This window comes from Arthrobacter sp. NicSoilB8 (assembly GCF_019977355.1).
Lineage (GTDB): Bacteria > Actinomycetota > Actinomycetes > Actinomycetales > Micrococcaceae > Arthrobacter.
The window spans coordinates 2,933,213-2,957,629 of the sequence record NZ_AP024655.1 but is presented as its reverse complement, the minus strand read 5'-3'; the positions used below and the strand labels follow the sequence as shown (position 1 = coordinate 2,957,629).

18 protein-coding genes are annotated in these 24,417 nt (G+C 66.4%); 12 read left to right on the top strand and 6 right to left on the bottom strand.

Going from position 1 to position 24,417, the window contains the following annotated elements:
* Positions 1 to 167: 167 nt before the first annotated feature.
* Complete coding sequence (locus LDO15_RS13295; RefSeq protein WP_223979411.1) at positions 168 to 674, bottom strand: DUF2004 domain-containing protein; 507 nt, start codon at positions 672 to 674, stop codon at positions 168 to 170.
* Positions 675 to 791: 117 nt separating this feature from the next.
* On the opposite strand from LDO15_RS13295, the gene LDO15_RS13290 reads away from it, so the two are divergent.
* Positions 792 to 2,189 carry an aldehyde dehydrogenase family protein gene (locus LDO15_RS13290; RefSeq protein ID WP_223979409.1) on the top strand — a complete coding sequence of 466 codons (1,398 nt, stop codon included), beginning with the start codon at positions 792 to 794 and terminating at the stop codon, positions 2,187 to 2,189.
* A 15-nt stretch (positions 2,190 to 2,204) separates the two neighbouring features.
* Here LDO15_RS13290 and LDO15_RS13285 read toward each other — a convergent pair whose 3' ends face one another.
* Both LDO15_RS13285 and LDO15_RS13280 read right to left on the bottom strand, forming a co-directional pair.
* Positions 2,205 to 2,426: a hypothetical protein gene (locus tag LDO15_RS13285; RefSeq protein ID WP_223979407.1), complete on the bottom strand. Its 222-nt coding sequence runs from the start codon at positions 2,424 to 2,426 to the stop codon at positions 2,205 to 2,207.
* 103 nt (positions 2,427 to 2,529) lie between these two features.
* Entirely contained in the window at positions 2,530 to 3,450 is a 921-nt protein-coding gene (locus LDO15_RS13280) for a LysR family transcriptional regulator (RefSeq protein ID WP_223979406.1), read from the bottom strand.
* A 213-nt stretch (positions 3,451 to 3,663) separates the two neighbouring features.
* Here LDO15_RS13280 and LDO15_RS13275 point away from each other — a divergent pair, with 213 nt between their 5' ends.
* From LDO15_RS13275 to LDO15_RS13235, 9 genes are all read left to right on the top strand, one after another.
* Complete coding sequence (locus LDO15_RS13275; RefSeq protein ID WP_223979405.1) at positions 3,664 to 5,097, top strand: FAD-dependent oxidoreductase; 1,434 nt, start codon at positions 3,664 to 3,666, stop codon at positions 5,095 to 5,097.
* The gene (locus tag LDO15_RS13270) at positions 5,094 to 5,882 is read left to right on the top strand and encodes a DUF1365 domain-containing protein (RefSeq protein ID WP_223979404.1); all 789 of its coding nucleotides are present in this window, start codon (positions 5,094 to 5,096) and stop codon (positions 5,880 to 5,882) included. Before LDO15_RS13275 ends, LDO15_RS13270 begins: the two co-directional genes overlap by 4 nt.
* Positions 5,883 to 5,884: 2 nt before the next feature.
* Entirely contained in the window at positions 5,885 to 7,450 is a 1,566-nt protein-coding gene (locus tag LDO15_RS13265; RefSeq protein WP_223987358.1) for a class I SAM-dependent methyltransferase, read from the top strand.
* Complete coding sequence (locus LDO15_RS13260) at positions 7,447 to 8,697, top strand: cyclopropane-fatty-acyl-phospholipid synthase family protein (protein WP_223979403.1); 1,251 nt, start codon at positions 7,447 to 7,449, stop codon at positions 8,695 to 8,697. The genes LDO15_RS13265 and LDO15_RS13260 overlap by 4 nt, the downstream gene beginning before the upstream one ends.
* A gap of 530 nt (positions 8,698 to 9,227) precedes the next feature.
* Positions 9,228 to 9,467, top strand: coding sequence for a glutaredoxin-like protein NrdH (gene nrdH, locus LDO15_RS13255; RefSeq protein ID WP_223979402.1), 240 nt, complete (start codon positions 9,228 to 9,230; stop codon positions 9,465 to 9,467).
* A gap of 54 nt (positions 9,468 to 9,521) precedes the next feature.
* Positions 9,522 to 10,019, top strand: coding sequence for a class Ib ribonucleoside-diphosphate reductase assembly flavoprotein NrdI (gene nrdI, locus LDO15_RS13250; RefSeq protein ID WP_223979401.1), 498 nt, complete (start codon positions 9,522 to 9,524; stop codon positions 10,017 to 10,019).
* A gap of 80 nt (positions 10,020 to 10,099) precedes the next feature.
* Complete coding sequence (gene nrdE, locus LDO15_RS13245) at positions 10,100 to 12,220, top strand: class 1b ribonucleoside-diphosphate reductase subunit alpha (RefSeq protein WP_223987355.1); 2,121 nt, start codon at positions 10,100 to 10,102, stop codon at positions 12,218 to 12,220.
* Between the two features lie 98 nt (positions 12,221 to 12,318).
* A complete protein-coding gene (nrdF, locus tag LDO15_RS13240) occupies positions 12,319 to 13,293 on the top strand; it encodes a class 1b ribonucleoside-diphosphate reductase subunit beta (protein WP_223979400.1) in 975 nt (324 codons plus the stop codon).
* A 253-nt stretch (positions 13,294 to 13,546) separates the two neighbouring features.
* Positions 13,547 to 14,326 (top strand): cysteine hydrolase, encoded by a 780-nt coding sequence (locus LDO15_RS13235; protein ID WP_223979398.1) that lies wholly within the window; start codon positions 13,547 to 13,549, stop codon positions 14,324 to 14,326.
* Positions 14,327 to 14,384: 58 nt separating this feature from the next.
* On the opposite strand, the gene LDO15_RS13230 is transcribed toward LDO15_RS13235, so the two are convergent.
* Positions 14,385 to 15,998: a phospholipase D-like domain-containing protein gene (locus LDO15_RS13230; protein ID WP_223979396.1), complete on the bottom strand. Its 1,614-nt coding sequence runs from the start codon at positions 15,996 to 15,998 to the stop codon at positions 14,385 to 14,387.
* A 315-nt stretch (positions 15,999 to 16,313) separates the two neighbouring features.
* On the bottom strand, positions 16,314 to 16,838 hold the full coding sequence (locus LDO15_RS13225) for a DUF2087 domain-containing protein (protein WP_223979393.1): 525 nt from the start codon (positions 16,836 to 16,838) through the stop codon (positions 16,314 to 16,316).
* A 523-nt stretch (positions 16,839 to 17,361) separates the two neighbouring features.
* Here LDO15_RS13225 and LDO15_RS13220 point away from each other — a divergent pair.
* Together LDO15_RS13220 and LDO15_RS13215 are read left to right on the top strand one after the other, a co-directional pair.
* Positions 17,362 to 21,096, top strand: coding sequence for a putative Ig domain-containing protein (locus tag LDO15_RS13220; protein WP_223979391.1), 3,735 nt, complete (start codon positions 17,362 to 17,364; stop codon positions 21,094 to 21,096).
* Between the two features lie 129 nt (positions 21,097 to 21,225).
* Positions 21,226 to 22,242: an LLM class flavin-dependent oxidoreductase gene (locus LDO15_RS13215; RefSeq protein WP_223979389.1), complete on the top strand. Its 1,017-nt coding sequence runs from the start codon at positions 21,226 to 21,228 to the stop codon at positions 22,240 to 22,242.
* A 63-nt stretch (positions 22,243 to 22,305) separates the two neighbouring features.
* Here the strand turns inward: LDO15_RS13215 and LDO15_RS13210 are convergent, their stop codons facing one another.
* Positions 22,306 to 24,246, bottom strand: coding sequence for an HNH endonuclease signature motif containing protein (locus tag LDO15_RS13210; RefSeq protein ID WP_223979387.1), 1,941 nt, complete (start codon positions 24,244 to 24,246; stop codon positions 22,306 to 22,308).
* Positions 24,247 to 24,417 lie beyond the last annotated feature (171 nt).

Below are 24,417 nucleotides of genomic sequence, written 5' to 3'. Positions count from 1 at the left end.
CCGGTCACCTGCAAGGTGACCGGCCGGCGTCGTACGTTCTGCGCTGTCCTTCGACCTGCGCTGTCCTGCGACCTGCGCTGTCCTGCGACCTGCGCTGTCCTTCGACCTACTCTGTCTCTGGACCCGTTCTGGGCTTGGACCTGCTCAACCCCGGGACGGGGGAGGAGTCAGGATTCCCAGAGGATTTCGTCGTCGACGACCCCGTCCTCGTCGGCGGAGGCGACCAGGACCTCGTCGGTGAAGTGCTGGCCCAGCGTGAAGTCGAGCACGAAGTAGCGTTCGGGCTGGCCGGGGTAGATGCCCACGTGGCCCAGTTTGAGCGCCTTGAGGAAGACCTCGTCGGTCAGCTGGCTCTTGTCCTCGACACCGAAGACCTTTTTGAGGTGCTCGTCCTTGATCGCGTTGCAATGGAAGTGGCGGTACTCCTGCGGGCTGGTGCCTTCCTGCGCCAGTTCCTCGGCGATCATTTCGCGGACCTGGTCCACAAGTTCGGGCAGGAAGCGCAAGCGGTAGTCAACTTTATGCATGGCCGCTTCGTCGAAATGGTCATGCGCGTTGACATTAAGGTCAAGCTCCACGGTCTGCCCCGCCAGCTCATGCGTGGCGGTGAGATTATGATCCCTTCCGTGGTTGAGCTCGACCTCGCCGAAGTGCTTGCTCGCTACCTTGTTCATATCTTCAACATAGTCCTGAAAACCGGACCATTCCAGCGTTAGGGCGGTTTTATCCGGTGCCGGAGTTCCATCCGGTAGCGGACCGCTGGAGCGGGCGCCGGGCTGTACATTGATCGGATGCAGACCGTAGCCTCACCCGTCGCCCGCGCCCGGGCCTTGTTCGACGCCGGCACGACCCGTCCGCTGGCCTGGCGGCTGGAGCAATTGCGCAATCTCCGGCGCATGCTCGGCGAACGGCACGCGGACTTCGCCGCGGCCCTCGCCAGGGATGTGGGCAAGCACCCCACCGAGGCGCAGCTCGCGGAGATCGGCTTCGTCGCCGCGGAGGCGGCCCACCTGGAGCGGCACCTGGAAGACTGGCTGCGGCCCCGCCGTGTGCCGGTGCCGCTCGCGGCGCGGCCGGCCCGGGCCTGGACCGAGCTCACTCCGCTGGGCGTGGTGCTGGTGATCGGGCCGTGGAACTATCCGCTGCAACTGGTGCTCGCCCCGCTGGCCGGGGCCCTCGCCGCGGGAAACACCGCGGTGCTCAAGCCCAGCGAACACGCCCCGGCCACCTCGGCCGCCCTGGCCCGGTGGGTTCCCGAGTACCTGGCCGGTGCCGCCGAGGTGGTCGAGGGGGCCATCCCGGAGACCGCAGCCCTCCTGGCCGAACGCTTCGACCACATCTTCTTCACCGGGGGAGAAGCAGCGGCCAAGGTGGTGATGCGCGCGGCGGCCGAGCACCTGACCCCCGTGACACTCGAGCTCGGCGGCAAGTCCCCGGCCTATGTCGATGCCTCCACGGACCTGGCCACGGCGGCCAAACGCATCGCCTGGGGCCGGTTCATGAACGCCGGCCAGACCTGCGTCGCCCCGGACTACGTCCTGGCACGGGAGGAGGTCCTGGATCCGCTGCAGGCCGAACTCATCAAAGCCGTCACGGCGCTCTTCGGCCCTGACCCGGCGGCCAGCCCGTCCTACGGCCGGATTGTCGATGACCGGCACTTCGCCCGGCTCGCGGCCCTCGCCGACGCCAGCACCGTGGTGCACGGCGGAGGACGCGACGCCGCCGCCCGCTACTTCGCGCCCACCCTGCTCCGGCCGGCGCCCGGCGACGCCGTCATGGCCGAGGAAATCTTCGGACCGCTGCTGCCGCTGGTGCCGGTGGCCGGGCTCGAGGAGGCAATCGGCCACGTGAACGGACGGGCCAAGCCGCTGGCGCTCTACGTCTTCAGCAAGGACCCGGAAACACGCCGGGCCTTCGCCGAACGGACCGCGTCCGGGGCGCTGTGCTTCGACATTCCGGCGGCCCACCTGTCCGTCCCCGGGCTGCCGTTCGGCGGAGTCGGCGGCAGCGGCATGGGCGCATACCACGGCGAACACTCCGTGCGGACGTTCTCGCACGAGCGGCCCACGCTGGACAAACCGCTCTGGCCCGACACGCTCGAACTGATCTACCCGCCCTACACCCGGACCAAGCACCGGATCATCGACGCGCTCGTCGCGCCGGTGCGGATGCGGGGCCGGAAGCGCTGAGCGTCCCGCGCCGGGCTACCCCGCCTGCTCGCCCTCCCAGTCGACGTTGACCCACCGCTGCCCCTCGTCGTCCCAGGACTCGGTGTGCCCCAGCAGGGCAATGTCCTCAAAACTGACGTCGATCCCGTGCCCGCGGAGGGTTTCACGGAGTTCCTCGGTTGCCGCGCGGACCGCGGCGGCGACTTCCCCGGGGTTGTCGGAGGCAACGGGACGGGAGGCTGAATAGGTTTGGCTCATGGACCCCATCCTTATCGATCGGGAGCCATGTGGGAACCCCTCCTCAGTCGCGGTGCCCTCAGGCCGGGCGCCCTCAGTCGCGGCGCCCTCAGCCTTGGTGCCCTCAGGCTGGTCGTACGGTCCCGAGCTTATGCATGGTCTCGGCCAGCAGTTCCACGAACAGCTGGACCTGGGCGGTCTGCTTCTCGTTGATCAGCAGGGCAAAAACATTCCGGGCGAGCCGGATCTCCGGCACATCGAGGACCACCACGCCGGCCGGGCGGTGCCGCAGCGCGAGTTCGGGGACCAGTGCGGCGCCGAGCCCTGCGGCCGCCATCTCCAGGCTGGCATGGAAATCATCGCTGTAGGCCACTACACGGGGATGCAGGTTGCAGCTCGCGAAAAGGCGCTCAATCACCGTGGCGTCGGAGGTTCCCGGGTGATGCATGATCCAGGGCATGTCCGAGAGGTGCGGGGCGGCCACCTTGGAATCCGTGCCCATTCCCCAGGCCGCCGGAAGCACCACCCGGAAGTCGTCGTCGCCGATCCACTGCCGGTCCACCGTGTGCGGCCACGCGAGGCCGGACTGCCCCACCTGGTACACCAAGGCAACGTCGAGCTCGCCGCCGGTCCGCAGGCCCTGGATGGTCTGGGCCGGCTCTGCGACCGAGACCCGCAGGTCGATGCCGAGCTTCTTCCAGGCCGGGTTCTTCAGGATCGGAGGCAGCACATAGGTGGCGAGGCTCGGGAAAATGCCCAGCCGCAGCTCCTGGCTGGTGCTTTCCTGCGCCCGCGAGGCAGCCGCCATGAGCGCCTCGATGTCGGTGAGCACCTTCGCCGCATGCCGGGTCATGACGACGGCGGCATCCGTCGGGTGGATGCTGCGCGCCGCCCGCTGGAACAGCGTGACGCCGGTGTCACGCTCCAGCGCCGACATTTGCTGGGAGACGGCCGACGCCGTGTAGCCGAGCCGCGCCGCGGCGGCCGCGAACGATCCGAGCCGGATCACTTCCACAAGGGTCCGCAGATGAACGGGGTTGATCAAGGGCTGCCCTTCGCCTGGTAGCGGGTCCACTGGAACGGGACCGGAATGGCGGGACCGGAAATCCCGCTTCATTCTATCCGGCACACCCGGGCGCTCCGCGGGCGCGTCCGAAAGGCCTGCGCCGAAAAAAATGCCAGAATCCTACTCATCCGATGCCCCGACGGCGACGAATTGCCCGTAAGACGTTTTGGACGAGACAACAGGAGCAGACCAGTGTCGCAAGCAGCAGGGATTCCGGCAGGCCGCCGGGTTGCCGTCATCGGCAGCGGGGTGGCGGGGCTGACCGCCGCATACGTGCTGAACGGCCAGGACCGGGTGACCCTCTTTGAGGCGGACTCCCGGCCCGGCGGCCACGCCCACACCCACGATGTGCCGCAGGACAATGGGCCGACCCTGGGCGTGGATACCGGCTTCATTGTCCACAACGAACGCACCTACCCCACGCTCCTGCGCCTGTTCGCCGAGCTCGGCGTCCAGACCCAGGACTCGGAGATGAGCATGTCCGTCCGCTGCGACGGCTGCGGCCTGGAGTATGCCGGCGCGCGTCCCAACGCCAGCGGCATCATTCCCCGGCCCTCCACCCTGCTGCGCGGCCGCTACCTGCGGATGCTGCTGGAGGTCACCAGGTTCCACCGCCGGGCCCGCGCCCTGCTGGCCGAACCCTCCACCGGAGCAGCCCGGGGAGAAGAACTCACCCTGGGGGAGTTCCTGGCCCGGGAGAAGTTCAGCAGCTATTTCGTCTCGCACTTCATGACCCCCGTGGTGAGCGCCGTCTGGTCCTGCGACCCCACCACGGCGCTGGCGTACCCGGCGCGCTACCTGTTCACGTTCCTGGGCCACCACGGCCTGCTCGGCGTCAAGGGCTCGCCGCAGTGGCGCACGGTCACCGGCGGCTCGCGCACCTATGTCGACAAGGTCGCCCGGACCCTGCCGGACATCCGGCTCTCCAGCCCCGTCACCGGGGTGCAGCGGCATGCCGCCGGCGTCGACATCACGTCCGTGCGGGGCACCGGGACTGTCAGCGAAACCTTTGACGCCGTCGTGATCGCCACCCACCCGGCGCAGGCCCTGCGGATGCTTGCCGATGCCTCGGCCGCCGAGAAGGACGCCCTGGGCGGCATGCCGTACTCGGTGAACCAGACGATCTTCCACCGCGACGCCGCCGTGCTGCCGGCCAGCCCCAACGCCCAGGCCTCCTGGAACTACCGCCTGCCCTCCTGCGACGCCCGCCCGGACAAGGTCCTGGTCAGCTACGACATGACCCGGCTGCAGCGGCTGGAACCCGTGGACGGCGGCCGGTACATCGTCAGCCTCGGCGAATCCGAACTCATTGACCCCGCCACGGTCCTGGACCGCATGGTCTACGAGCACCCGCAGTACACCCCGGAGTCGCTCAAGGCGCAGGAGCGGATCCTCGCCCTTGGCGATGAGCGTCTGGCGTTCGCCGGCGCCTACCACGGCTGGGGATTCCACGAGGACGGCGCCCTGTCCGGGCTCAAGGCCGCTGCCCGGCTGGGCCGCGACTGGGACCGGCTCCCGGCGTCCGGCGGCGCTGTAAATGTGCGTCCCGCGGCCGTGGACCGGGACCTCCAGCCGGCCACGGTTCATCAGGCCACAGTTCTTCAGGACACAGCGGAGGCATCATGAGCGACCCCGCCACCAGCCGCCCCGCCACCATCCGCCCCGCCACCGGCGGCCCCGCCGTCCAGCGGGCAGCCATCTACCGGACGGCCATCTCCCACGTGCGGCGCACCCCGCTGCACAACGCCTTCACGTACCGCAGCTACAGCTGGTATGTCGACATCGACCACCTGCCGCAGCTGCCGCGCCTGCTCCGGCCGCTGGCCGGCTTCCGCGTGGAGGACCACCTCGGCGACCCGGCCGGCACCCTGCGCGGCAACGTCGAACGCTACCTCACAACCCAGGGGATCCGGCCCGACGGCGGACGCATCACGATGCTCGCCAGCGCCCGCGTGTTCGGGCACGTGTTCAACCCGCTGAGCGTGTTCTGGTGCCATGACGCTGCGGGGAACCCGCGCTGCGTCGTCGTCGAGGTCCACAACACCTACGGGGAGCGGCACTGCTACCTCCTCGAAACGGACGGCGCAGGCCGGGCGAGCGTGCCGAAGGCGTTCTACGTCTCGCCGTTCAACGACGTCGACGGCCAGTACCGCATGAAGCTCCCCGAACCCGGCGACCGCCTCGCCGTGTCGATCGTCCTGGAGCGGGAGGGGCACCAGCCCTTCATCGCCACCATGGACGGCGTCCGCCACGAAGCCACCTTGCGGAACATCCTGTCCGCGGCGCTCGCGGTACCCCTCGCCCCGCTGCGCGTCTCCGCGCAGATCCGCTGGCAGGGCATCAAGCTGTGGGCACGCCGCCTGCCCATCATCAAGAGACCACACCACCCTTCACAGGAGGCAGTTCAGTGACAATGACCGAAGCGACCGGATCCGGTACGGGACGGACACCGGACACCACCCGCAACAGCGCTGTGAACGGCGCAATAAAGGGCGCAATCGACGCCGCAATAAGCGGCCCGGTTCCCTACACGGTTCCGCAGCCGCCCGTCACCATTGACGCAGCCATCTGGCCCAGCATCGCCGCGGTGCCGTCGAGCCTCAAGGCCCGCCTCGCCGGGCACGCCGCGGAGGCCATCTTCAAGGCTGCCGTGCGCAGGCTCCCGCTGGAAGTGCGCTACCCGGACGGCACAGTATTGGGTAAGCCGGCGTTGAGGCAGTCGGCGCAGGGGCAGCCCGAGTTCAGCGAGACCCCCGACGGCGGCACCTACCCTGTCATGACCATCAACCGGCCGGAGGCCTTCGCCGCCCGGCTCGGCGACGGCGGCCTGATCGGCCTGGGCGAGTCCTTCATGGCCGGCGACTGGGACGCGGACGACCTCACCGCCGTCATGGAGGTCTTCGCCTCCCGCGTCGGCACGTTGGTGCCCGAGCCGCTGCAGAAGCTGCGCGGCCTCTACCTTCCGCGCCAGCCGCGCAAGGAACGGAACACCGAGAAGAACACCCGGTCCAACATCTCCCGGCACTACGACCTCTCCAACGAACTCTTCGCCTCGTTCCTGGACAGCACCATGACGTACTCCAGCGCCCTCTTCCCCGAACGCGGAGACGCCTTGCGGACCGTGGCCTGGGACGGCCTCGCGGCCGCGCAGCAGGCCAAGATCGACCGGCTGCTGGACAAGGCCGGCGTGAAGGACGGCACCCGCGTCCTGGAGATCGGCACCGGCTGGGGCGAGCTCGCCCTCCGTGCCGCGGCCCGCGGCGCCACGGTCTACTCCGTCACCCTCTCCAGCGAACAGCAGGAACTGGCCCGCCGGCGCGTCGCCGAGGCCGGCTACGCGGACGCCGTCACGATCGAGCTCAAGGACTACCGCGCCGTGGAGGGCGAGTACGACGCCGTCGTGTCGGTCGAAATGATCGAGGCCGTCGGCTTCGAATACTGGGCCACCTACTTCCAGACGATCGAGCGCGTCCTGGCCCCCGGCGGCAAGGTGGCCATCCAGGCCATCACGATCGCCCACGACCGGCTCATGGCCACCCGCACCAGCTACACCTGGGTGCACAAATACATCTTCCCCGGCGGAGTTATCCCCTCCGTCCGCGCCATCGAGGACATCACCGAGAAGCAGACCGGGCTGCGCGTCCGCGAACGGCTCGCGATGGGCGAGCACTATGCGCAGACCCTGCGGCTCTGGGAGGAGCGGTTTATGGCCCGTGCGGACGAGGTCGGCGCCATGGGCTTCGACGCGGTCTTCCAGCGGATGTGGCTGTTCTACCTGTGCTATTCCCGGGCCGGGTTTGAGACAGGCTACCTGGACGTGCAGCAGATCGTGCTCGACCATGCCGCCACCAAGAGTGTCGCCGGCGCCACTGCCCACTCAGCCAACGCAGCCAACTCAACCAACTCAACCAACTCAACCAACTCAACCAACTCAACCAAGGGCATCGGCAAGGGAGCTGAGAAGGGAGCCGCGGCATGACGGGACAGCTCGCGGACACCATAGCCGACGTCCTGCGGCCCGTTGTCGGCGGGGAACTGCCGGTCCGGCTCGTCGTCTGGGACGGCAGTGAGGCGGGACCGTCCGGCGCGCCCGTGGTCCGGCTGAACTCGCCGGACGCCCTCCGCCGCCTGCTTTGGGCGCCGGGGGAGCTGGGCGCCGCCCAGGCCTACGTCACCGGCGAGCTCGACGTCGACGGCGACCTCAACGCCACGCTGCAGCACCTCTGGAAGGTGGCGCGGGACCGCGGCCTCGGCAGCATCCGCCCGACGCCGGCCCTGCTGGCCGGCGCTGCCCGGATCGCGGCAGCCGCCGGGGCCCTCGGCGCGCCGCCGCAGCCGCCGGCCAGCCAGGCCCGGGTCAGGGGCCGGCTGCACAGTCTGCTCCGGGACCGGGCGGCCATCAGCCACCATTACGACCTCAGCAACGACTTCTATGCCCTGATCCTGGACCCGCAGATGGCCTACTCCAGCGGCTACTGGACGGACCCCCAGGGGGAAAACACCTCCGGATACGGCCTCGAGGACGCCCAGCGGGACAAGCTGGACCTCGTATGCCGCAAGATCGGCCTGGCCCCGGGGATGCGGATGCTCGACGTCGGCTGCGGCTGGGGCTCCCTGAGCCTGCACGCGGCGCAGCACTACGGCGTCGACGTCGTCGGCGTCACCCTCTCGGTGGAACAGAAGGCGTTCATCGACGCCCGCATCAAAGAACGCGGGCTGGAGGGGCGTGTCGAGATCCGGGTCCAGGATTACCGGGAGATCCCGGACGGGCCGTTCGACGCCGTCGCGTCCCTTGAAATGGGTGAGCATGTCGGCCAGCGCAACTACCCCGTCTATGCGGCCGCCCTGTTCGGCAACGTCAAGCCCGGCGGCCGGGTCCTGGTCCAGCAGATGTCGCGGCACGGCAAACACCCCGGCGGCGGCCCGTTCATCGAGTCCTTCATCGCCCCGGACATGCACATGCGTCCGGTGGGGGAGACGCTGGGGTTCCTCGAGGACGCGGGCCTCGAGATCGAGGGGGTGCAGGGCATGCGCCGGCACTACGTCCGGACGTTGGAGGCCTGGTACGCCCGGTTCGAGGAGAACCACGACGCCGCCGCTGCCATGATGGGCGAGGAAATCGCCCGCGTCTGGCGGCTGTACCTGGTGGGCGCGCTGCGCAGCTTCGCCGAGGCCCGGATGGGCGTGGACCAGATCCTCTGCAGCCGGCCGGAGCCCCTGGGGTAGGACCGGTCAGCTGCCGGCTCGGCAGCCGGGCACGTCCCGGAGCGTCCCTCAAGTAGCTCCCAGGGTCCTCGACCGGGGCCCGGCGGCGTTCCCGTGGCGCCCGGTCACGGCGGACTGTTGGAATGCGGGTGTTAGAACAATCACGTCCCCATGAGGCGGGCACCACGGTGTCCGCCTCTTTCGTGTGCCCGGACACCAGATGTAGTGGCCGGCGCCACCGTCCGGGGTCCCCGCGGAAGCGCGCGACACGCCGTCTGCGGTGCGACACGCGGGGGTGATTAATGTGGCTAACTACTCCACAGGGTGTGGATTTCGTCCGCCAAAATGGCGGAAATCCGGACATTTGGCGGGCCCCCTCCTGTGGATTAACGGTGGGTTAAATGACATACTTGTAATACATCATCTTGGGGTCCACGTGAGGCTCTTGCACTACATGTAGTATCGACTTACAGTTCCAGCAGAGCATCACGCGGGACGGTCGGAGCCGGGGAAGCGCTCCGAAGAAGACTTTCAACTAAGGGGACAGGACCATGACCGTTACGGTTTACACGAAGCCGGCCTGCGTTCAGTGCAACGCGACCTACCGCGCTCTGGACAAGAAGGGCATCGCCTACCAGAGCGTCGATATCTCCCAGGATGCGGAGGCCCTTGAGCGCCTGAAGTCCCTGGGCTACATGCAGGCCCCGGTCGTCGTCACGGACCAGGATCACTGGTCCGGTTTCCGTCCGGACAAGATTGAAGAACTGGCGCAGGCATTCGCTGTAGCCTGAAACGCTCCGGACGCCGCTACCGGGCAAAATTCCACGGTAGATGAGGTGAGTCCCATGGTTGTAACAACTGATGATCGGGTAGCTACCACGGCTGACAGCGGGGAAGCGGTCAGCACAGCGGCTCCCGAACTAACCCACTGCAGCCTCATCTACTTTTCCTCCACTTCCGAAAACACCGCGCGCTTCGTGGCGAAGCTGGGCGTCGACGCCGCCAGGATCCCCCTCTACCCGAGGGACGCTCCGCTGGCGGCCCGGGAGCCGTACGTGCTGGTGGTGCCGACCTACGGCGGGACCGGGGGAGAGGGATCTGTTCCAAAGCAGGTCATCAGGTTTTTGAATGACCCGGGCAACCGGAAGCTGATCCGCGGAGTGATCGGCGCAGGGAACACCAATTTCGGGGACAACTACTGCATGGCCGGGGACATCATCGCCGCCAAGTGCAAGGTCCCGCACCTATATCGCTTCGAACTCATGGGGACGCCGGAAGACGTCAACCGCGTACAACAAGGATTGGAAGAGTTTTGGACACGACTGTCGCAGACACAGCAGTAACAGAGGGCGCAGGCCTGCCCAACGGCACCAGCACCGGCACCGCCGTCGCCGTTGAGAAGCAGGAACAGAAGAAGCACGAGATGCCAGCCGCGTACAAGGGCCTGGGCTACCACGAGCTGAACGCCATGCTGAACCTTTACGGCCCCAACGGAGAGATCCAGTTCGAGGCCGACCGCGAGGCCGCGCACCAGTACTTCCTGCAGCACGTGAACAACAACACCGTGTTCTTCCACGACCTCGAGGAAAAGCTCGACTACCTCGTCAAAAACGAGTACTACGAGCGCGAAACCCTCGACCAGTACACGATGAACTTCATCCGCGAGCTCTACAACCGCGCGTACAAGAAGAAGTTCCGCTTCGAGACCTTCCTGGGCGCGTTCAAGTTCTACACCTCCTACACGCTGAAGACGTTCGACGGAAAGCGCTTCCTGGAACGCTACGAGGACCGCGTCTGCATGGTGGCCCTGCACCTGGCCCGCGGCGACGAGAAGCTCGCCACCCAGATGGTGGACGAGATCATCGAGGGCCGCTTCCAGCCGGCCACCCCGACGTTCCTGAACGCCGGCAAGAAGCAGCGCGGCGAGCTGGTCTCCTGCTTCCTGCTCCGCATCGAGGACAACATGGAGTCGATCGGCCGGTCCATCAACTCCGCCCTGCAGCTGTCCAAGCGCGGCGGCGGCGTGGCCTTCGCGCTGACCAACATCCGTGAGGTCGGCGCGCCGATCAAGCAGATCGAGAACCAGTCCTCCGGCGTCATCCCCGTGATGAAGCTCCTCGAGGACAGCTTCTCCTACGCCAACCAGCTCGGTGCCCGCCAGGGTGCCGGCGCGGTGTACCTGCACGCGCACCACCCGGACATCTACCGCTTCCTGGACACCAAGCGCGAGAACGCGGACGAGAAGATCCGCATCAAGACCCTCTCGCTCGGCGTCGTCATCCCGGACATCACCTTCGAGCTCGCCAAGCGGGACGAGGACATGTACCTGTTCTCCCCGTACGACGTCGAAAAGGTCTACGGCATGCCGTTCTCCGACGTCTCGGTCACCGAGAAGTACTACGAGATGGTGGACGATTCCCGGATCAAGAAGACCAAGATCAAGGCGCGCGAGTTCTTCCAGACCCTCGCCGAGATCCAGTTCGAATCCGGTTACCCGTACATCATGTTCGAGGACACCGTGAACCGGGAAAACCCGATCGACGGCAAGATCATCATGTCCAACCTGTGCTCCGAGATCCTCCAGGTCTCGCAGCCCACGACGTACCACGATGACCTGTCCTACGACCAGACCGGCAAGGACATCTCCTGCAACCTGGGTTCGCTGAACATCGCCAAGACCATGGACTCGCCGGACTTCGGCCTGACCATCGAGACGGCCATCCGGTCCCTCTCGGCCGTCTCGGACATGTCCAACATCACCTCGGTACCCTCGATCGCCCGCGGCAACGACCAGAGCCACGCGATCGGCCTCGGCCAGATGAACCTGCACGGCTACCTGGCCCGCGAGCGGGTCCACTACGGCTCCGAAGAGGGCCTGGACTTCACGAACATCTACTTCTACTCGGTGGTGTTCCACGCTGTCCGCGCCTCCAACCTGCTGGCCATCCAGACCGGCCAGACCTTCGGCGGCTTCGAGAAGTCCAAGTACGCCTCCGGCGAGTTCTTCGACAAGTACACCGAGCAGGAATGGGTCCCGCAGACCGAGAAGGTCGCGGAGCTGTTCAAGAACATCCACATCCCCACGCAGGATGACTGGCGCGAGCTGAAGGCCTCCGTCATGGAGCACGGCATCTACAACCAGAACCTGCAGGCTGTCCCGCCCACCGGTTCGATCTCCTACATCAACAACTCCACCTCCTCAATCCACCCGGTGGCGTCCAAGATCGAGATCCGCAAGGAAGGCAAGCTGGGCCGCGTGTACTACCCGGCACCGTACCTGACCAACGACAACCTGGAGTACTACCAGGACGCGTACGAAATCGGCTACGAGAAGGTCATCGACACCTACGCCGCAGCCACGCAGCACGTGGACCAGGGCCTGTCCCTGACGCTGTTCTTCAAGGACACCGCCACCACGCGCGACATCAACAAGGCCCAGATCTACGCCTGGAAGAAGGGCATCAAGACCATCTACTACATCCGTCTCCGCCAGCTCGCGCTGGAAGGGACCGAGGTGGAGGGCTGCGTCAGCTGCATGTTGTGATCAACTGATTTAGGTTGATTTTTGCCGAGTACGACGGCGGGTGGCCGCCCGCCGTCGTACGCTTTAACTAAGAACTAACCCAACATTTAGGGGATGACATGACCGAAAAGGTCAAGCTGCTTAGCCACGTCGAGGCGATCAACTGGAACCGCATCCAGGACGACAAGGACGTGGACGTCTGGAACCGCCTGGTCAACAACTTCTGGCTGCCGGAGAAGGTGCCGTTGTCCAACGACGTCCAGTCGTGGGCCACGCTGACCCCGGACGAGCAGCAGCTCACCATGCGCGTGTTCACGGGCCTGACCCTGCTGGACACCATCCAGGGCACCGTCGGCGCCGTCTCGCTGATTCCGGACGCCCTCACCCCGCATGAAGAGGCTGTCTACACGAACATCGCGTTCATGGAGTCCGTGCACGCCAAGAGCTACTCCTCCATCTTCTCCACGCTGGCCTCCACCAAGGAGATCGACGAGGCCTTCCGCTGGTCCACCGAAAACGAGAACCTTCAGAAGAAGGCCCAGATCGTCATGGACTACTACCAGGGCGACGACCCCCTGAAGCGCAAGGTGGCCTCGACGCTGCTGGAGAGCTTCCTGTTCTACTCGGGCTTCTACCTGCCGATGTACTGGTCCTCGCGGGCCAAGCTGACGAACACGGCCGACCTTATCCGCTTGATCATCCGCGATGAGGCCGTCCACGGCTACTACATCGGCTACAAGTTCCAGAAGGGCCTGGAGAAGTGCTCCGAGGAGCGCAAGCAGGAGATCAAGGACTACACGTTTGAGCTGCTCTTCGAGCTCTACGAGAACGAGGTCCAGTACACGCACGATCTCTACGACTCCGTCGGCCTGGCCGAGGACGTCAAGAAGTTCCTGCACTACAACGCCAACAAGGCCCTCATGAATCTGGGCTACGAAGCCATGTTCCCGGCTTCCGTCACCGACGTAAACCCGGCGATCCTGTCGGCCCTGTCGCCGAACGCGGACGAGAACCACGACTTCTTCTCGGGTTCGGGTTCGTCTTATGTGATTGGCAAGGCTGTCAACACTGAGGACGAGGACTGGGACTTCTAGGCTGCTGCTGCTTCTTCTTCTGCGAGATGTCGGCCTAGCCAGCTGGAAGTCATCTTCCAAGTAGCTGCCATCAAAGCGGGCCCTGCACGGTGAATCGTGCAGGGCCCGCTTTTGCTTTGCAAGCTTTCACCAGCTCGCGGGATGATCGCGCAAGGTATTGGTGTCAGCGGACTTTTACGCGACGGGTCTTACGGCGACCACGGACCCGTCGTGCGTGTTCTTCCCGTAGCTAGCCCACCTTGGTCACAGCCGTTTGGACAGCAACACGCCGGTGGGAGTGGTCCCGGGAAGCGCCCGGGGACGGATTTCGGGGTGCGATTCTTCGCCCGGCGGGGACGGGGCCCTTGTCCTGTTCCGGGGTGGCGACTACTCTGACCTCGACCGTCTGCACTGCTGCGGGCGGTTCACCGCCTACCAGGAGGATGCCTTGAAGTTCGATCCGAACACCACAGCCGTTGTACTTATCGAATACCAGAACGACTTCACGTCCGAGGGCGGCGGCTTACATGACGCTGTTCGACCGGTCATGGAAAAGACCGACATGCTCGCCAACACGGCTCGCGTTGTCGAGGCGGCCCGCGCAGCGGGGGTTACGGTAATGCACGCCCCCATCACGTTTGCCGAGGGCTACAACGAGCTCGGCAAGCACCCGTACGGGATCCTCAAGGGGGTCGTGGACGGTGGCGTGTTCGTCAAGGGAACCTGGGGTGCGGCCATCATCGACGAGTTGGCGCCGGCAGAGGGCGACATCGTCATCGAAGGCAAAAGGGGTCTGGACACCTTCGCCAGCACAAATCTGGACTTCATCCTGCGCAGCAAAGGCATCACCACCATCGCCCTGGGCGGGTTCTTGACCAACTGCTGCGTTGAATCAACCATGCGCAGTGGCTACGAGAACGGGTACCAGGTGGTGACACTGAGCGACTGTGTCGCTGCAACATCTGTTGAGGAACACGACAACGCAATCGCATACGACTACCCGATGTTCTCCACCCCGATGACTGCCGAGGAATTCTCCAGCCGACTGTCCTAAGTTTCCAGAAGAAGCAAAGGCCGCACCGTCCGGCCCTCCTTGCACCGGATTTGCATGCCTAGAACCGGGTCGTGCCGCGCAGCCGGCGGGGGCGGCCGTCCGGGTCCATGACAAGGCGGCTCATTGGATCCGCCCAGAGACGCTGGCGGGGCGACACTGGCTCTGGAGTGTGATGACGTACGTGTCCGGCGGGTCGGGGCGAGCGGCGGCCAGCTTCATGCCAGCGGTCGAGAGCATCTGCGGTCGCGTTCCAAAGTTCGAGCCCGGCCGTCGGGTCGTGGAACTGGGGATCGTTCTGGTCCAGGCCCAGGTGTTCGGCCCAGAGTTGGAGCCGGAGCCCACGGGCCAACGGCCGGGAGGTGTCGTGGCCGCTGTCTGTGCCGGGCGCTTCCCGGTTGTCCGCAGTCGTGTCGAATACGGCGCAGGTGAGCTCGCTGTCGGTGGTCCAGGATCGGCGGTTGAAGTTGTCTGAGCCGCAGGTAAACCAGGTGTCATCGATGATGCAGATTTTGGCGTGGACGTAGATCGGAGTTCCCCAGCGGTTCTCCAGGTCAAACACGCCGACCCTGCCGGGCGCGACCCGGTGCAGCATTCTGATGGCACGCAGTTGCCCGATTCGGCTCGGCGGCCCTGCGAGAGGCCCATCCGAGTCGGGGTAACGGGGCACGACGGCAATCACCCTCAATTTTGGACTCCTTTCGAGGGCCTCAGCGATTCCGGCTGCGACCTCTGTCGACCACAGGTACTGATCTTCGACGTAGATCAGCGAGCGGGCGCGGGCGAAGGCCTTCGCGTAGGCGCGGGCGATGCTGCGCTCCCCAACAGGCGCGAACGGGAACGGGGGACGTTTCACGCCATAGGTGCGCAGCAGTTGCACGGCATGAGGGCCAGCAGGTGGCGGCGGCGGTGCAGTGGCCGGGAGCGGTTCGGGGTGACGGGGCATACGGGCCAAACGTTGCAGAAGCATCCGGTAGGGGGTGTGGCGGTCCAAGGGATGGGGGTCGTTCCATCGTTCAGCGAACACTGCCAGCACATCTCCCACCACGGGGCCGCGTAGTTCGAGGGCGGCATCGTGCCAGGGGGGTCGTTTCCCGTACCGGGAATCCATGGTCACCGGCTGCGGGTCTCCCGCGTGGTCGGCGTCGTCTCGACGGCTGTGCGAAAGGTCGATTCCGCCAACGAACGCGACGTCCCGTGACGGATCGTCACGGCGGCGGATGACGAAGAGTTTTTGGTGATGGGAGCCGAACAGGCGTACACGCTGATCCAGCAGCACCTCTCCGCCGGCGTCGTTGACCTGACGGCTTAGGAGCTCATTGGATCGGTTGCTGATTGGGGACGATACGCGCTCTCCGTGGGATCTCCAGACAAGGCCCCGCACTTCCACTCCCGCCCGGGCCAACGCCGCGAGCACGTCGCCGATCGACGGTCCGTCCGCCAGCAGCCGCTCGTCGGCGTCGCCACGCCAGTCGGTGAACCACACGCGGTCTCCCGCCTGCAGAGCCGTCAACTCCTCATGCAGCCGGGCGAAGTAGGTCGCTCCATGAATCAGAGGCCTCACCAGATTGCCCTCCGACCACGACGGCGATCCGGCACCGCCCGCGTGTACGTCTGTTGCCAGATTCCCCCGCTCAGCGCGACTCAGAAACCACGTACCAGCATCAGTGTCCACTCAGTCCTTCTTTCGGGGCCTGAGGCCAGGCCGCTAGTGTCCGGTCTCCAAAGTAGCCTACGACCGTGCTGACAGCGACCGGGCCGCAATCGCCGGGTATTGGCGGATCGCCGTAGCGCCTGGGACCCGGTATCCGGGTCCTGTGCCGGGGCAGCGGCTAGCCTTCTCTGCCGGGTAGTGAGCCTGGCGGGAATGGGACGGATAGTGAAAACCCGTTGACAGACTGACGGAGAAATCCGGGCGACCGAGACTCCAGGTCTGTCCGGGTGTACCGGGATGCAGGGGACCAGGTGTCTACAGTCCTTCTTCTCCTTCTTACGTTTCGTCGTGCCGGGAGTAGGCGGATCCGGAGGGCGTCCGTTCCAGTAGTCCGAAGTCGATCATGTAGCGGCGCAGCAGAACGACATCATCGGTATAACTGAGGAGCCGTTGATTGACCTGCTTTTCCGTTAGGTATTCGCCAGGCTCGATGGCTTGGCTGACAATCCAGGCCAGAAGTTCCCGCCGTTCGTCCATGTTGGCTGGATACCTCTCGATCCTGCCCAGGCGCATGAAGCGAGCCAATCCGGTCTGCGCCTGTCGCCGTGGTTGCTGCATGAGCAGGTTGCGGAAGATCGCCTCAGACGCCTCCAGTTCGTTACCAGCATTCCGTTCGACAAGCCCTGACTCAAGCAGGGCGGCGATGGCCCGGTTTCGCCGTCGGTCATTCAGATCAGCAGCCACGTCGGGGAGCTTGGCGCCGAGCACTATTTGCGCGTAGGCGGTCCGGGCGTCGTTGTTGGCGAGGGTGGCCACCACTCTTCGCCAGTGCGGTCCGCTCAGTCTCGTCCCTGCGGTCACAGCGTTTTCCTCACTCTGCGTCGGCCACGCCTGCGCTGGTCACCGTGTGGTTGGTCACCAGGGAAAATCGTAGTCCTGCGCGCGTGTGACGGACAGGGTCTGCGGGCGGCAGGCTGGTGACCTGCACCGTCTCGCCGACGCAGACCCGGCACACCAGCCAAGGTCCGGATGCACTAAACAATCCAGCTGGCCTGGCTCCCGGACGGGACCGCCGTTGTGCCAAACCAGATGCAGGTCGACAGGCTCCGTTGCTACAGCTCACGCCCAGAATCACCACTAGGACCCAGCGAACCCGGGTGGTTTCGCCCAAGAGACAAGTATCGTCCACTGGTGACCCGTCGGCCGCCAGGCCTATAGGCTCCGGACTCAGCCGTCATTTCGGTCAGCCGTTTCAACGCAGTGCCTGCTGGCAGCCAACTGCCCGAGGGGTCACCTGCGGCCAAGCCACGAACACGATTCAAAAGACAGACTTCGCTCATACGGTGCCAGCCATAACAGGCACTTATCAATGCAGGGGGACTTGATGCGGTTCTTAGCCCGGCTGGGACTTGTCGGCCTGCTTCTGGTGCCACTGCTGGGAACCGGCATGCTTCGCGCAGTGGTCGCACCGGCAGCCGCCGCGAGCTGCCAGCCCACCACGCCCGCACCGACCAACTCGTACCCTGGCGCCACCGTCGTGGCCGACAACTTCGAATCAGATAGCCTCGCCCCGTTCGTCGTCAACACCTCCGGAACCGGAACCGCCACCATCTCTTCGGCCCTGGCCCACACCGGCGGCTGTGCCGCCTACCTGCACGTAACCTCCGACGCCGGCTCCCTCGCCTACCTCACGGCCCCCCTGCCGGCAGGAACCCCGTCCGCCTACGCCGACGGCTGGTTCAACATCACCACGGCCGGCCTGACCGGCAGCGACGTACCCTATTTCCGGTTCTTCTCGGGAACCACGCGGATCGCCGACGTATACCGCTACAACAGCAACGGCCAGCTCTGGCTGCGAGTAACGTCACCAAACGGCACCTTCGTTTACACGCGTCTATTCTCCTCCAGCATCCCCCTCGGCTCCTGGCACCACGTCGTCATGCAGATCGTCCCCAATCTGAGCGCGACAACGATACAGGTCTGGTTTGACAGTGTCCTCGTCTATTCCAGTAACCAGGTCAGCACCGGATTCACCACCTTGTCGAGGGTGCAGCTTGGATCCGAACATGCGAGCCAGATGGGCGACAGCTATGTCGACGACGTCATCATCAAGAGCGGCGCCCAGGCGGCCCCGGCGTTCACCGCGGCCACGCCTCCCACGACTGCCACGGTCGGCGCCCCTTACACCTACACCTTTGCCGCATCGGGTAACCCGGCCCCGACGTTCAGGGTGAATTCCGGCTCCCTGCCGGCCGGGCTGAGCCTGAACACGACTTCCGGGGTCCTGTCGGGCACGCCGACGGCGGCCGGGACGGCAACGTTCACGGTTGCTGCGACGAACGGGGTCAGTCCCGACGCCGTCACCCCGTCCATCACGATCACGGTGAACCAGGCCCAGGTAGCCCCGGTGTTCACGGCGGCCACGCCTCCGACCACTGCCGCGGTCGGCGCCGCCTACACGTACACCTTCGCCGCGTCCGGTAGCCCGGCCCCGACGTTCAGGGTGAATTCCGGTTCCCTGCCGGCCGGGCTGAGCCTGAACGCCACCACCGGGATCCTGTCCGGCACCCCGACGACGGCCGGAACGGCAACGTTCACCGTCGCCGCGACGAACGGGGTCAGCCCCGACGCCGTCACCCCCTCCATCACGATCACCGTGGACACCGCCCAGGCGGCCCCTGCGTTCACTGCGGCCACGCCTCCGACGACGGCCACGGTTGGTGCCGCCTACACGTACACCTTTGCCGCGTCCGGTAGCCCGGCCCCGACGTTCAGGGTGTCCTCCGGTACGTTGCCGGCCGGGCTGAGCCTGAACGCCACCACAGGCGTTCTGTCAGGCACTCCCACCAAGGTCGCAACATGGGATCACATCGTCATCCTGGTTGAGGAGAACCAGAAGGACACCTCCATTCTTGGCAATCCCAGCGCACCGTACCTGAACTCCCTCGCCACGTCAGGTGCGAACATGACGCAGACGTTCGCGGAGGCCCATCCTTCTCAGCCGAACTATCTCGCGTTATTCTCAGGGTCTACGCAGGGGATCACGGATGACAGCTACCCGCATAGTTTCACGACTACGATGCTCGAAGGCCAGCTAAAAACGGCAGGCAAAACATTCACGGGATTCGCCGAAGGCCAGACCTCGGGAACCAACTACCTCGCTTACCACTCCCCATGGAACAACTGGGCATCCATCCCGTCATCGGAACGCCTCGATTACAGCGCATGGCCGACTGACTTCACAACGCTGCCTACGGTGTCGTTTGTTGTCCCGGACAGTTGCAACAGCATGCACGACTGCTCCATCGGCACCGGTGACACGTGGGCAATGAATCACATGGACACGTACCTGCAATGGGCGAAAACCCACAACTCACTGCTGATCACCACATGGGATGAAAACGATTCATCGGTAAGCCCGAACAAAATCGCAACCTTCTTCAACGGTGCCAACGTCCTCCCGGGTAACTACACGCAGACCATCAATCACTACAGCATGCTTGGCCTGATCCAAGACGCTTACGGGCTCCCGCGCAACGCAAACACGCTAGGCGTAGCGGCACTCGCTGCCCCATTCAGTGGAACGTTCACGGTCACCGCGACGAACGGGGCCAGTCCCGACGCGGTCACCGCACCCATCACGATCCACGTAAACCCCGCCCAGGCGGCCCCGGCGTTCACCGCGGCCACGCCTCCCACGACTGCCACGGTCGGCGCCCCTTACACCTACACCTTTGCCGCATCGGGTAACCCGGCCCCGACGTTCAGGGTGAATTCCGGCTCCCTGCCGGCCGGGCTGAGCCTGAACACGACTTCCGGGGTCCTGTCGGGCACGCCGACGGCGGCCGGGACGGCAACGTTCACGGTTGCTGCGACGAACGGGGTCAGTCCCGACGCCGTCACCCCGTCCATCACGATCACGGTGAACCAGGCCCAGGTAGCCCCGGTGTTCACGGCGGCCACGCCTCCGACCACTGCCGCGGTCGGCGCCGCCTACACGTACACCTTCGCCGCGTCGGGAAACCCGGCCCCGACGTTCAGGGTGAATTCCGGCGCCCTGCCGGCCGGGCTGAGCCTGAACACCACCACCGGGATCCTGTCCGGCACCCCGACGGCGGCCGGAACGGCAACGTTCACGGTTGCTGCGACCAACGGGGTCAGCCCCGACGCCGTCACCCCCTCCATCACGATCACGGTGAACCCGGACACGACCGCCCCTACGGCCCCCACAAACCTCTCCGCCGTGGCCGGCTCCGGCCAAATCGCCTTGGCCTGGAGTGCCAGCACCGACAATGTCGGCGTCACCCGCTACAACATTTCCCGCAACGGGGCACCCATCGGTACGGCTACCGGCACGACTTTCGCCGATGGTTCAGTAGTTTCAGGCACCACATACAGCTACACCGTCACGGCGCAGGATGCGGCCGGGAACCTCAGTGCTCCCTCGAACACCGCCACGGCCACAGCCTCCGGCGTCCGGACCATCACCGTCGACAGGATCGTAACCGCCCATCAGGGCACCAACGCCGCGACGGTCAGCGCCTCCGGCCTCACGACCACCGGAAGCAACCAGCTCCTACTTGCCTTCATCAGCTCCGACGGCCCCAGCGGCGGAGGCACCGAATCCATGCGGTCGGTCAGTGGCGGCGGCCTTACTTGGACGCTCCGCCGGCGCACCAACGCCCAGGCCGGCACAGCCGAAATATGGCAGGCCGTCTCACCCGCCCCGCTCGCGAATGTCACGATTACCGCAACCCAGAACTCAGGCACGTGGCAGTCATCCATGACGGTCGTGGCGTTCAACAATGCAGATACCACTAATGGCGCCACAGCCGGCGCCAGCGCCGCTTCCGGACCCCCGAGTGCCAGCCTCACCACCACGCGCGCAGGATCATGGGTTTGGGGCGTTGGAACCGACTGGGACGCTCCGCTTGCCCGGACCGTCGGGCCGGCCCAGACCCTGGTTGATCAGTACCTTCCCCCGGCTGGCGATACATATTGGGTGCAGCGTCAAGCCGGGCTAACAGCCACAAGCGGAACGGTCGTCGCCATCAACGACACCGCCCCCACCACCGACCGCTGGAACCTCGCGCTCATCGAAATCCGCGCCGCGCCCTAAGGCCCCACGGCGGACGTACACGTGCCAAGGCAGGGACCGTCGGCCGGGCCCGACCTGGGCCGAGACTCTCACCAAGACAGCCGCCTCACTTCCAAAAGACTGGGTGCCTATGGAACAGTGTGAGTTCTTATGAAACGGATCGGATTTCTGTCCTTCGGCCACTGGGGCGACGTCCCTGGGTCGCGCGTGCGTAGCGCGGGGGAAGCGCTCCTGCAGTCGATTGAACTGGCCGCGGCCGCGGAGGAAGTCGGTGTCGACGGAGCGTTCTTCCGGGTCCATCACTTTGCGGAGCAGCAGGCCTCGCCGTTCCCGCTCCTCGCCGCGATTGCCGTACGCACCTCACGGATTGAGATTGGCACCGGAGTCATCGACATGCGGTACGAGAACCCGCTCTACATGGCTGAGGAGGCCGCCGCCGTCGACCTCATCAGCGGCGGCCGACTGCAGTTGGGAGTCAGCCGTGGTTCGCCCGAGTCTGTGCTGGCCGGCTACGAGGCTTTCGGGCACCACCCGGCGGAGGGTGAGTCCGACGCCGACATGGCTCGCCGGCACACCGATCGTTTCCGGAGCGCCATCTCTGGTGCAGGCATGGCCAGGGGCAACCCGCAGGTCAGCGGGCACACTGGGCTGGTCCCGCTTCAGCCCCAGTCCCCGACGCTTCCTGAGCGCATCTGGTGGGGTGTCGGGAATCGTGCCAGCGCCCGATGGGCCGCGCAGCAGGGTCTGAACCTCATGTCCTCGACCCTGCTGACGGAGGACACCGGGGTTCCTTTCGATGAGTTGCAGGCAGAACAGATCGCCGGATTCAGGGAGGCCTGGGCAACGGCCGGCCACACGCGCACGCCCCGGGTATCCGTATCGCGCAGCATCATTCCGCTGATCGATGACGAATCGCGCCGCTACTTCGGGCTGCGGGCGCAGGCTGAGGCCCGGGACCAGGTGGGCTACCTCGACGGCGGCCTGGCCCGTTTTGGGCGCAGCTACATCGGTGAACCCGGCCGGCTGGTTGAGGAGCTCTCCCGGGACGCGGCCGTGGCCGCGGCGGATACCGTGCTGATCACAGTCCCCAATCAGCTTGGCGTGGATTTCAACGTCCGACTACTTGAGTCGATTTCCCGCGACGTGCGCCCGTCCTTGGGGGAGTGACGAGGGCGCCGGCTGGTACCGCTGCTGTTACGGCCTGCAATTATGCGGTCTGCAATCACTCGATCACACGCTGAGGATTAGGAGGCCGTCCGGGAAGGGTGCGTCGAGGGGCGCTGGCCGGTCCGGGTGGTCGGTTTCCGCCGGTGTCAATGGGTGCGCAGCTGTGAAGTGGTGCCAGTCCGGGAAGGGATCCGGGGGCAGTCCCCGGTCCAGGCCGGGATCCGGGGGCAGTCCCTGCTCCAGGTCCGGGCCGTGATGTGGTTTGGGGTCCGCGGGAAGTCCGGGGTCTAGGGGCAGTCCCAGATCCGGGCCGTTGTGCGTGGCCGGGGTGTGGTCTGGCCAGTGGGGTGGTTCCCAGTCCTGGTGTTCGGCGGGGTAGTGCCGTCCCGAGGGGGAGATCCAGCCGGGCGGGCTGGTTTTGCTGGCCCCGACGGGTTGCCAGGCCGAGGAGTGTTTGAGGCGGTGGTGTTTGGGGCAGGGCTGGCCCAGGTTGGCGATGCCGGTGGTGCCGCCGTCGGCCCAGGCCAGCAGGTGGTCCGCGTCGTTGTCCAGGGAGTGGTTGTTACAGCCCGTGAACGTGCAGTGGCTGTCGCGGAGCCGGAGCCAGTGCCGCTGGGCCTTGGTGACCCGGTAGCTGCTCCGGCCGATTTCCAGCGGGGCACCGTCCCGCGGGTCAACCAGGACCCGGTAGAAGGACCCGGCGCCCTCGGCGACCAGACGCCGGGCCATCGACGGCGGGATCGGCCCGTACCCGTCCAGGACGGCCGGTTCCCCGGTGACGCCGAGCAGGGACAGGACCGGGACGGTGACCAGGACCTGCGCCCGCGGCGACGGCACACCCCCACCCACACACCCGCCCATGCCCGTGCCGGTGTCCGGTCCGCCGGCCCGGCCGGTGCCGGTGGTGGTGCCGGCCGGCCCGCAGTTGGCCATGCCGTCGCCGGTGGTCCCGGTGCCGGTGTTCCCGCCGGGACTGGTGGTGGTGGTGAGGAGCCAGGTGGCGGTGATGTCGGCGCGGAGCTGGGCCAGGGTGCGGGCCTCGTCCGGGCCCTGGAGGGCGCGGGCGGCCGTGGTGGCCCGGTCCCAGATCCCGGCGGCGGTGTCGGCCGGGAGGTAGGCCGAGAGCCAGGCCATGCCGTCCCGGTCCGGGACGTACTCGACCCGCCGGTCCGCGGCGCTTCGGGCGTGGCGGGCCTCGAGGCTGTCCCGGTGGTGGCGTTCGCGCCAGGTGCGGGCCTTGGCCCGGAACCGGGACGCCGTGAGCTCCCCGGCCGGGCAGCCCCGGGCCGGGTCCGGGGCGCCGGGGTCCAGGAAGTGCGCCTCCAGCCCGGCCGCCCCGGCCCGGTCCAGGTTCTGGGTTTCGTCGATAATGACCCGGGCGTGGGCCCAGGAGATCGTCCCGGCGCCCAACGCGGCCAGGGTCAGCGGCAGCGCCGTGGTCAGGGCGTGGGCCTCGGCGAGCAGGGCCCCGGCGGCGCGTTCGCTCACGGTCAGGACACCCGCGACCTCGGCGACCAGCGCCATTTCCTGCACGGTGTGCTCCCGCGGGGACGCCGCCGGGGCCGCCAGGGCCGTGGCCGCCCGCAGATAGTCCGCGGCCAGACGCACCTTCAACGCCGCCATCCGGGCCTCCAGCCGCGCCACCCCGGCCAACCCGTCCAGACACCCCTCCGCCACATCCCGCAACGGATCAGAGCCCCGCAACGGATCGGCGTTGTGTAGCGGATCCGCGTCCCGCAAAGGATCAGCGTTGCGCGGGCCGGCGGGCTGGAACAGATCGGCATCGTCCAGTGAATCGGCGTTGCGCAGCGGATTCACCTTGCGCAGCGGATCCCCGTTGTGCGGCCGGTCGGCGCCGGGCGGATCAGCCGGGCCGGCAACGGTTCCGAGGCCGGCACCGGCGCCCGTGAAAGCAGCAACTCCGGCAACAAGCGCGGCAGCAGACGCGGCGACGGCCGCCAGGGCCTCCCTGCTTTCCGCACCCCACGCCGCCGTGTTATCCATGCCTCGATCATCTCGCGAGCCACCGACAATATGTACGAAATGGGGCTGAACCGGATTTCTCTCGTGGTTGGTGGCGCCAGGCGACGTTGAGGCTGCTGTTGACGGTCTCACGCTCCGCAACGGTGATCTGGAGAGCTCAGGCTCGCCCGGTTCCTCTGAGAGGTCGGGCGT